This is a genomic window from uncultured Sphingomonas sp., assembly GCF_913778135.1.
In the GTDB taxonomy this organism is placed as follows: domain Bacteria; phylum Pseudomonadota; class Alphaproteobacteria; order Sphingomonadales; family Sphingomonadaceae; genus Sphingomonas.
Genome location: NZ_CAJYVU010000187.1, coordinates 1 through 7,571, shown reverse-complemented (window position 1 = coordinate 7,571; position 7,571 = coordinate 1). Strand labels below are relative to the sequence as shown.

General features: G+C 66.4%; 8 protein-coding genes. 5 read left to right on the top strand and 3 right to left on the bottom strand.

Features of this window, described 5'->3' with window-relative positions:
* Positions 1–863: O-antigen ligase family protein (locus QZ847_RS16190; RefSeq protein ID WP_294358528.1), on the top strand; the 863-nt coding region annotated here is incomplete at its 5' end.
* 9 nt (positions 864–872) lie between these two features.
* Here the strand turns inward: QZ847_RS16190 and QZ847_RS16185 are convergent.
* Entirely contained in the window at positions 873–1,430 is a 558-nt protein-coding gene (locus QZ847_RS16185) for a type 1 glutamine amidotransferase domain-containing protein (RefSeq protein ID WP_294358525.1), read from the bottom strand.
* Between the two features lie 110 nt (positions 1,431–1,540).
* Here QZ847_RS16185 and QZ847_RS16180 point away from each other — a divergent pair, with 110 nt between their 5' ends.
* The 3 genes from QZ847_RS16180 (at position 1,541) to QZ847_RS16170 (ending at position 4,143) form a co-directional block, all read left to right on the top strand.
* Positions 1,541–2,557, top strand: a complete 1,017-nt coding sequence (locus QZ847_RS16180; RefSeq protein ID WP_294191946.1) for a DNA topoisomerase IB — start codon at positions 1,541–1,543, stop codon at positions 2,555–2,557.
* A 22-nt stretch (positions 2,558–2,579) separates the two neighbouring features.
* A complete protein-coding gene (locus QZ847_RS16175; RefSeq protein WP_294358522.1) occupies positions 2,580–3,761 on the top strand; it encodes a mechanosensitive ion channel family protein in 1,182 nt (393 codons plus the stop codon).
* An 88-nt stretch (positions 3,762–3,849) separates the two neighbouring features.
* Complete coding sequence (locus QZ847_RS16170; RefSeq protein WP_294358520.1) at positions 3,850–4,143, top strand: hypothetical protein; 294 nt, start codon at positions 3,850–3,852, stop codon at positions 4,141–4,143.
* On the opposite strand, the gene QZ847_RS16165 is transcribed toward QZ847_RS16170, so the two are convergent.
* Positions 4,127–4,648 (bottom strand): GAF domain-containing protein, encoded by a 522-nt coding sequence (locus QZ847_RS16165; RefSeq protein ID WP_294191911.1) that lies wholly within the window; start codon positions 4,646–4,648, stop codon positions 4,127–4,129. The genes QZ847_RS16170 and QZ847_RS16165 overlap by 17 nt on opposite strands.
* Before the next feature lie 111 nt (positions 4,649–4,759).
* Here QZ847_RS16165 and QZ847_RS16160 point away from each other — a divergent pair, with 111 nt between their 5' ends.
* Entirely contained in the window at positions 4,760–5,140 is a 381-nt protein-coding gene (locus QZ847_RS16160; protein WP_294358517.1) for a glycine zipper 2TM domain-containing protein, read from the top strand.
* Positions 5,141–5,201: 61 nt separating this feature from the next.
* On the opposite strand, the gene QZ847_RS16155 is transcribed toward QZ847_RS16160, so the two are convergent.
* Positions 5,202–7,571 (bottom strand): L-glutamate gamma-semialdehyde dehydrogenase (locus tag QZ847_RS16155; protein WP_294358515.1); only part of this gene is annotated, 2,370 nt, incomplete at its 5' end.

The window sequence follows — 7,571 nt, the reverse complement described above, 5'->3', positions numbered from 1 at the left end:
TCTACGAAGGCTCGATCATCTCCGCGGTCGCGATCTCGCTCATCCCCATCATCCTGTGGCTGGCGCGCGACGGGACGTTGTTCAAGCCCGACTGGCGCGTGAAGCTGTTCGCCTATGCGCTGACCTTTTCATGCCTGCTGATCCCGGTCGGCACCTCGGCGCGCACCGGGCTGCTATGCATCGCATTGCTCGCGGTGCTGATGCTGCGCACGGTCAAGCGGCGGATGCTTTACCTCGGCGCGCTCGGGCTCGCCGGGCTGGTCGCGGTGCCGTTCCTGCCCTCCGCGTTCAGCGAGCGGATGGGAACGATCAAGACCTATCAGGCCGACGAGTCCGCCTCCACCCGGCTCGCGGTGTGGGGCTGGACGTGGGAATATGCCAAGACGCATCCCTTCGGCGGCGGGTTTGAGGCGTATCGCCAGAACAAGATTCGCTACGACACCGTCAGCGTGCAGGGATCGGGTGCGGGCACCACGGTCAAGCGCGACCTGACCGTCGACAAGAGCCGCGCCTATCATTCGAGCTATTTCGAGATGCTGGGCGAGCAGGGTTACCCGGGTCTCGGTCTGTGGCTTCTCTTCAACCTCATCGGCATCGTCCGCATGGAGGTGGTGCGGAGACGCTACATCAAGGATGGGGAGGGACAGGCCTGGGCCGGGCGGCTGGCGGAGGCGTTGCAGCACGCGCAATTGATCTACCTGCTCGGCGGCGCGTTCGTCGGCATCGCGTTCCAGAGCTATCTGTATTTCGTGCTCGGCGCGCAGATCGGGCTGGACACCTATATGGCACGGCTGCGCAAGGAAGCCACGTTCGCGCCGATGCAGCGCCGCCGCCCCGCCCGGATGGCGGCAGCGGCGGCGTAGCGTCTCCGCTCAGTCGTTCGTGGAGGCGACCTGTTTCAGTGCCTCGATGATCGCCTTGTTGAACGCCGGGATGTCATCGGGCTTGCGGCTGGTGATAAGATTGTCGTCGACCACCACCTGCTCGTCGACCACGTCCGCGCCCGCATTCTCCAGGTCGGTGCGCACCGACGGCCAGCTCGTCACCTGACGACCGTCGACCACGTCGGCCTCCACCAGCAGCCACGGCGCGTGGCAGATCGCGGCGACGATCTTGTCGTCGTCCATGAACTCCTCGACGATCTCGAGCGCCCGCTCCTGCAGCCGCATCTTGTCGGGGTTGCCGACGCCGCCCGGCAAAACCAGCGCGTCGAACTCTTGGGTGTCGACCGTGTCGAGCGTCAGGTCGGGCGTGATCGTCTTGCCCTTCTCATCGTCGTTGACGACGCCCTGTATCGGGTCGGTCTTGATCGAGGCGAGCGTCACCTGCACGCCCGCGTCAAGCAAAGCCTGGCGGGGATCGAACAGTTCGGCTTCCTCGAACCCATCGGTGGCGAGCATCAGCACGCGCATGTTGGATAGGTCGGCCATGTCGGGAAACTCCGTCGAAAGGGGCTGCCTGAACCCCCGCCCCCGCCTGCTCGTTCCGGGAACGAAGGCGGCACGCACGCATTTGCAAATGGGACGAGGAGGTTGCGGGCATCGTGACGGCGACGATCAACTATTGCGACGACAGCGAACCCGGCATCACCCGCAAGAAAACACGCGGCGGGAAGTGGAGCTACTGGGCGCCGAACGGTGAGCGCGTGACTGACCGCGACGAGATCGATCGGCTGAACGCGATCGGCCTACCGCCCGCCTATACCGACGCGTGGTTCTGCCTCGACCCGTTCGGCCACGTCCAGGCGGTCGGCTGGGACGAGAAGGGCCGCAAGCAATACCGCTACCATACCGAGTTTCGCGCCGCGCAGGAGGCCGCAAAATATTCGAAGTGCGTCAGCTTCGGCCTCGCACTGCCCAAGCTGCGGCGCCGGATGGAGGAAGACCTCGCCCACCGCCGCCACGACAAGGACCGCACCCTCGCCGCGGTCGTGAAACTGCTCGACACGCACAATTTGCGCATCGGCAACGAGACCTACGCCAAGACCAACAAGAGCTTTGGCCTGACCACCTTGCGTGATCGCCACGCCAGGATCACGGGCAAGACGCTCAAGCTCAAATATCGCGCCAAATCGGGCAAGGAGCGGATGCTGACGATCACCGACCGCAGTCTCGCGCAATTCGTCAAACGGTGTCAGGACCTGCCGGGACAGAAGCTGTTCCAGTACGTCGACGCCGATGGCGAGCCGCGCCCGATCACCTCGTCCGACGTCAATGCATACATTAAGGAAGCGATGGGCGAGGATTTCAGCGCCAAGCATTTCCGCACCTGGGGTGCCAGCGTCGTCGCGTTCGAGACGCTGGCCGAGGCAGATGAGCCGATCAGCCTGAAGACGATGCTCGAACCGGTGGTCGAGCGCCTGGGCAATACGCCCGCGATCGCGCGCAAGTCGTACGTCCACCCCGACCTGATCGAGCTCGGCAAGAGCAAGGCGGCGCAGGCCACCTTCCGCACCGGGCTCAAGCTGCCGCGCGCGACGCCCTATCTCAGCCGCGCCGAGCGCGGGCTGATCGCGTTCCTGAGCGCGGAAACCAACGAGACGGCGAAGGCGGCGTAACGCCGCCGGACGATTGGAAAGCATGACCAGCACGAACAAGGCGGCAGCCGCCGCGACCAAGACGCAAATCGATACCGCCCGCGTACAGGATCAGGCCGAGAGCCTGTTTCGATCCAGCACCATGTGGCTGCAAACCCACTGGCTGCAAATCTTGATCGGTATTGGCGCAGGGGTTGCGATCGCCGCTGCACTGTTCTGGCTACGCGGCCTTGGTCAGCGCATCGTCGCACGCAGCAAAACGGGCACGGGCTGGTCCGCCGTGTTCGGCCGCGCGGTGGAGCGCACGCACGGCTTCTTCATCGTCATGCTGTCGGCCAAGCTGGTCGTCGGTTACGCCGGGGCCCCCGTCGACGTGTCGAGCACGGTCACGTTCCTGTTCACGATTGCGGCGGTGTTCCAGGCGGCGATCTGGGCACGCGAGATCATCCTGGGCGCGATCGAGCATCGCACTCGCGGTGAACATATCGGCGGCGAGGCGCTGGGCAGCGCGATGGGGCTGATCCGGCTGCTCGTCAGCTTCAGCGTCTTCGCGATCGCCCTCGTCGTCGTGCTCGACAATCTGGGCGTCAACGTGACCGGGCTGGTTGCGGGTCTGGGCGTCGGCGGCATCGCGATCGGTCTGGCCGCGCAGGGCATCTTCGCCGACCTGTTCGCCGCGCTGGCGATCATCTTCGACCGGCCGTTCCGCCGCGGCGACGCGGTCACCTATGACAGCACGTCGGGCAACGTCGAGGAGATCGGGCTCAAGTCGACGCGCATCCGCGGCATCGACGGCGAGTTGCGTGTCATCAGCAACAAGAACCTGCTCGACAAGGAAATCCAGAACAACTCCGTCCGCGAACGTCGCCGCTCGACCTTTACGATCGGCCTCGCCTACGAAACGCCACCCGAGAAGCTTTCGCGCTTCCCCGACATGATGAAGGAGGAGGTCGAGGCATGCGGCATGACCTTCGTCCGCTGCGGCTTCTTCCAGTTCGGCGCGTCTAGCCTCGACTTCGACCTGCGTTTCGACAGTCCCTCAGCCGATTTTATGGAGGCATACGACGGCCGCCACCGCGTCGGTGTCGCGATCGTGCGGCGCTGCAACGACGAAGGGCTGGTGATCGCCTATCCGACACAGGTGAACTACACCGCCGCGTCCGACGGACGGCTGGTCGATCCCGCCCCTGACGGTCCGCGACAGCAACGAGCGGCGGAGGGCTGATCGCGCGCCTGCCGCTACGGCGTGTTGCGGTGAACCGTTACGGCCATGCACTTCTTTGTAAGAAATTTGCCGGCTAAGACGGGGCGACATGATCAGCGCGCCGCTACACGACACGCTTCGCCAGACGGCGATCACCGCAGCGGTCCTGCACGTGCTTCACGCCGCATGGCCGGTTGCGACCGACCTCGATCCGACCGCGCTGGGCGTGATAGGCAGCGACGACGACCGCTTGTTCGTCGCCGCCGTGCGCGGACTCGTCGACGAGGGACTGATCGCGATCGAGGCGTTACTGATCGGCACCGCCGACACGCCAATCGCCCTCGGCGCGATGCTGACGCACAAGGGCTGGAGCGTACTCGACAACGTCACGCGTCCGATGTGACCGCCTCGAGCAGCCGCTCCTCCAGGCGCGTCTCGAGCAGGTGCACGACTACTTCCGCCAGTTTCTTCAGGATCGTGAGTTCGCGCTCGCTCACCCCGCGCGGGTTGGCATCGATCGCGGCGAGCATGCCCAGATTGTTGCCGTCCGATCCCTTGAGCGGCACGCCGGCGTAGAAGCGCAGCCCGAAATCGCCCGCGACCAGCGGATTGGCGAGCGTCCGCACGTCGATCTCGGCATTCTCGACCACCCAGGGATCGTCTTGGGCAACCGCCGATCCGCACAATCCCTCGTCGCGCGCCAGCTGGTCGATGCCGTCGATGCCCGGCGACGCCTTCAGCCAGATGCGATCCTTGGCCACCAGGCTGATGATCGCGATCGGACAATCGAGTGCGAGCGCGGCTACCTCCGCCAGCTCGTTGAGCATCGCATTGGGGGGCTGGTTGATGACGTCGAGCCGCAGCAAGCTGTTCAGCCGTGCTCGTTCCCGCTCGCTGATTTGATCCATGTTCGCCTCCGCTTTCGCGCTAGATAGGCCGAAGCGGCCATGTGGCAAGCGCGCCGGGCGGATGAACTTCGTCGCGCTCCCCCGCGTTGGGCGGGTGAAGGAGACGACCTCATGATCCGTAACGCCCTGTTCTGGCTCGCCGCGATCGCGTCGATGACCGCGCCGATGGCGATTGCCCCTGCCGCTGCGCAGCGTGGTGATCGTGACTACAACTGGCGCGATGGTGATCGCAACTGGAACCCGCGCGACAGCTACCGTGCGCGCCGCGGCGACGATCGCCGGCTTGGGCGCAACGACCGCATCTATCGCGGGCGCGACGGCCGCGCTTATTGCAAGCGCAACGACGGCACGACCGGGCTGGTGATCGGCGGCGTCGGCGGTGCGGCGCTCGGCAATCTCGTCGGCGGCGGCCTGCTCGGCACGCTCGCCGGCGGTGGTGCAGGTGCACTGCTCGGCCGCTCGATCGACCGCGGCAACGTCAAGTGCCGCTGATCGGCTGACTGATCGCATTACAACGGCCGGGCAGTCACTGCCCGGCCGTTTTCATATCAGCTCAGATCCCGCCTTCTTCCAGGCTGAGCAACGTCGCATTGCCGCCCGCGCTGGTGGTATCGACCGACACCGCGCGCTCGGCGCAGAAGCGGTAAAGGTAGTGCGGCCCGCCCGCCTTCGGCCCCGTGCCCGACAGACCCTCGCCCCCGAACGGCTGTGACCCGACCACCGCGCCGATCATCGAGCGGTTGATGTAGAGGTTGCCGACCTCGGCCAGCCCCTCCGTCACTTCGGCGGCGCGCGCGATGCGGCTGTGCAGCCCCATCGTCAGCCCGTAACCCTTGGCATTCACGCGCGCGATCGTCTGCTCCAGCTCGCCCGCCTTCCACGTCGCAACGTGCAGGATGGGTCCGAACCACTCGCGGTTCAAATCCTCGATCGACCCAAGCCGGATCAGCGTCGGTGGCACGAAAAGCCCGCCTGCGGGTGCGTCGATCGTCTTGACCCAGCGCGCGCGCACGCTGTCGCGGTACACCATCAATCGATCATAGGCATCCTGATCGATTACCGGACCGACATCGCTCGCCGGATCGGACGGATCGCCGAGCGTCAGCAGATCCATCGCACCCGACAGCATCTCGATCAGCCCGTCGGCGATATCCTCCTGCACCAATAGCAGGCGGAGCGCCGAGCAGCGCTGCCCGGCCGAGCGGAACGCGCTGGTGACGACGTCGGCGACGACCTGCTCGGGCAGCGCAGTCGAATCGACGATCATCGCGTTAATTCCGCCCGTTTCCGCGATCAGCGGCACGATCGGCCGCTCGTCGTCCGCGAGCAGACTGCGCGCGATCTTCTTCGCGGTCGCAGTCGATCCGGTAAAGGCGACGCCCTGCACGCGCGTGTCCTCCGTCAATGCGGCTCCGACCTCCGGCCCCCCCGGCACGAGGATCAGCGCGTCGGCGGGCACCCCCGCCTCGTGCGCCAGCTCAACCGCGCGGCGCGCAATCGCGGGCGTCTGCGGCGCGGGCTTTGCCACCACGGTGTTGCCGGTCACCAGCGCGGCTACCGTCTGCCCCAAGAAGATCGCCAGCGGGAAGTTCCACGGCGCGATCGTCGCCCACACGCCGCGTCCGTCCAGATGCAGCATGTTGCGCTCGCCCGTCGGCCCGGGCAGCTCGATCGGCTGCATCTTCGCGCGCGCCTGCATCGCGTAATAGCGGCAGAAATCGGCCGCCTCACGCACCTCGCCGATCGAGTCGGCGATGCTCTTCTTCGCCTCCTGCACGCAGATCGCCATCAACTCGTCGCGATGACGCTCGAGCAGGTCGGCGAGGCGGTCGAGGCAGTCGGCACGTGCCTCGACCGGCGTCGCGCGCCACGCCGGGAAGGCGGCGTGTGCGCGCGTGACCGCATCGCTAACCGCCTGCGTGCTCACCGCCTCGACCGACAGGTTCACCGACGCCCGCACCGCACGCGTGGTCTTCGCCAGCACGTCACGCTCGGCCAGGTCGATGCCCATCGAGTTGCGATGCCCGTCGGCGCTGCGGAACAGGTCGACCGGCAGCGGGATCGACGAATGCCGCGCGCCGCCGACTGCGCTGATCTTCGCCACCGGATCGGCGAGGATCTCGTCCTCGGTCAACCGCGCGTCGGCGAGCTGGTGGACGAAGCTCGAATTCGCGCCATTCTCCAGCAGGCGACGGACGAGGTACGCCAGCAGGTCGCGGTGCCCGCCGACGGGCGCGTAGATGCGGCAGTGATAGCCGTTGTCGCGCACCAGCCGCTCGTACAGCCCGTCGCCCATGCCGTGCAGCCGCTGGAACTCGAAGTCGCGGCTGTTGCCGGCCCATTCGACGATCGTCGCGACCGTCAGCGCATTGTGGCTGGCGAAGGCCGGGCGAATGTTGGGCGCGTCGAGCATGTCGCGCGCGACCGCCAGATAGCTGACGTCGGTCGACGCCTTGCGCGTGAAGAGTGGGTAATCTTCCAGTCCCTCGACCTGCGTGCGCTTGATCTCGCTGTCCCAGTACGCGCCCTTGACCAGGCGGACGTTCATGATCCGGTCGAGGCCGTTGGCCCAGGCGATGACCGCGCGGGCGCGCTTGCCATAAGCCTGCACCGCCATGCCGAAGCCGTCCCAGCCCTTCAGCGCCGGGAGCGCCGCGACGCCGCCGATAATGTCCAGGCTCATTTCCAGCCGCTCGGACTCCTCGGCATCGACGGTCAGCGCGATGCCCTTGTCCGCCGCCTGCCGCGCCAACTGCGCCAGCATGTCGGTGAGTGCTGGCACACATTCATAGGCGCGCGGCAGTTCGTAGCGCGGGTGGAGCGCCGACAGCTTGACCGAGATCGAATGGCCCGCCGCCGGGTCCGACCCCACCGCGTCGATCGCCTTCACATAGGCCTGGAAATAGCGCTCGGCATCCTCATG

Coding starts and splice junctions, on each gene's coding strand:
- QZ847_RS16160 (WP_294358517.1), top strand. CDS start 4,760: ATGATCCGTAACGCCCTGTTCTGGCTCGCCGCGATCGCGTCGATGACC.
- QZ847_RS16185 (WP_294358525.1), bottom strand. CDS start 1,430: ATGGCCGACCTATCCAACATGCGCGTGCTGATGCTCGCCACCGATGGG.
- QZ847_RS16170 (WP_294358520.1), top strand. CDS start 3,850: ATGATCAGCGCGCCGCTACACGACACGCTTCGCCAGACGGCGATCACC.
- QZ847_RS16175 (WP_294358522.1), top strand. CDS start 2,580: ATGACCAGCACGAACAAGGCGGCAGCCGCCGCGACCAAGACGCAAATC.
- QZ847_RS16165 (WP_294191911.1), bottom strand. CDS start 4,648: ATGGATCAAATCAGCGAGCGGGAACGAGCACGGCTGAACAGCTTGCTG.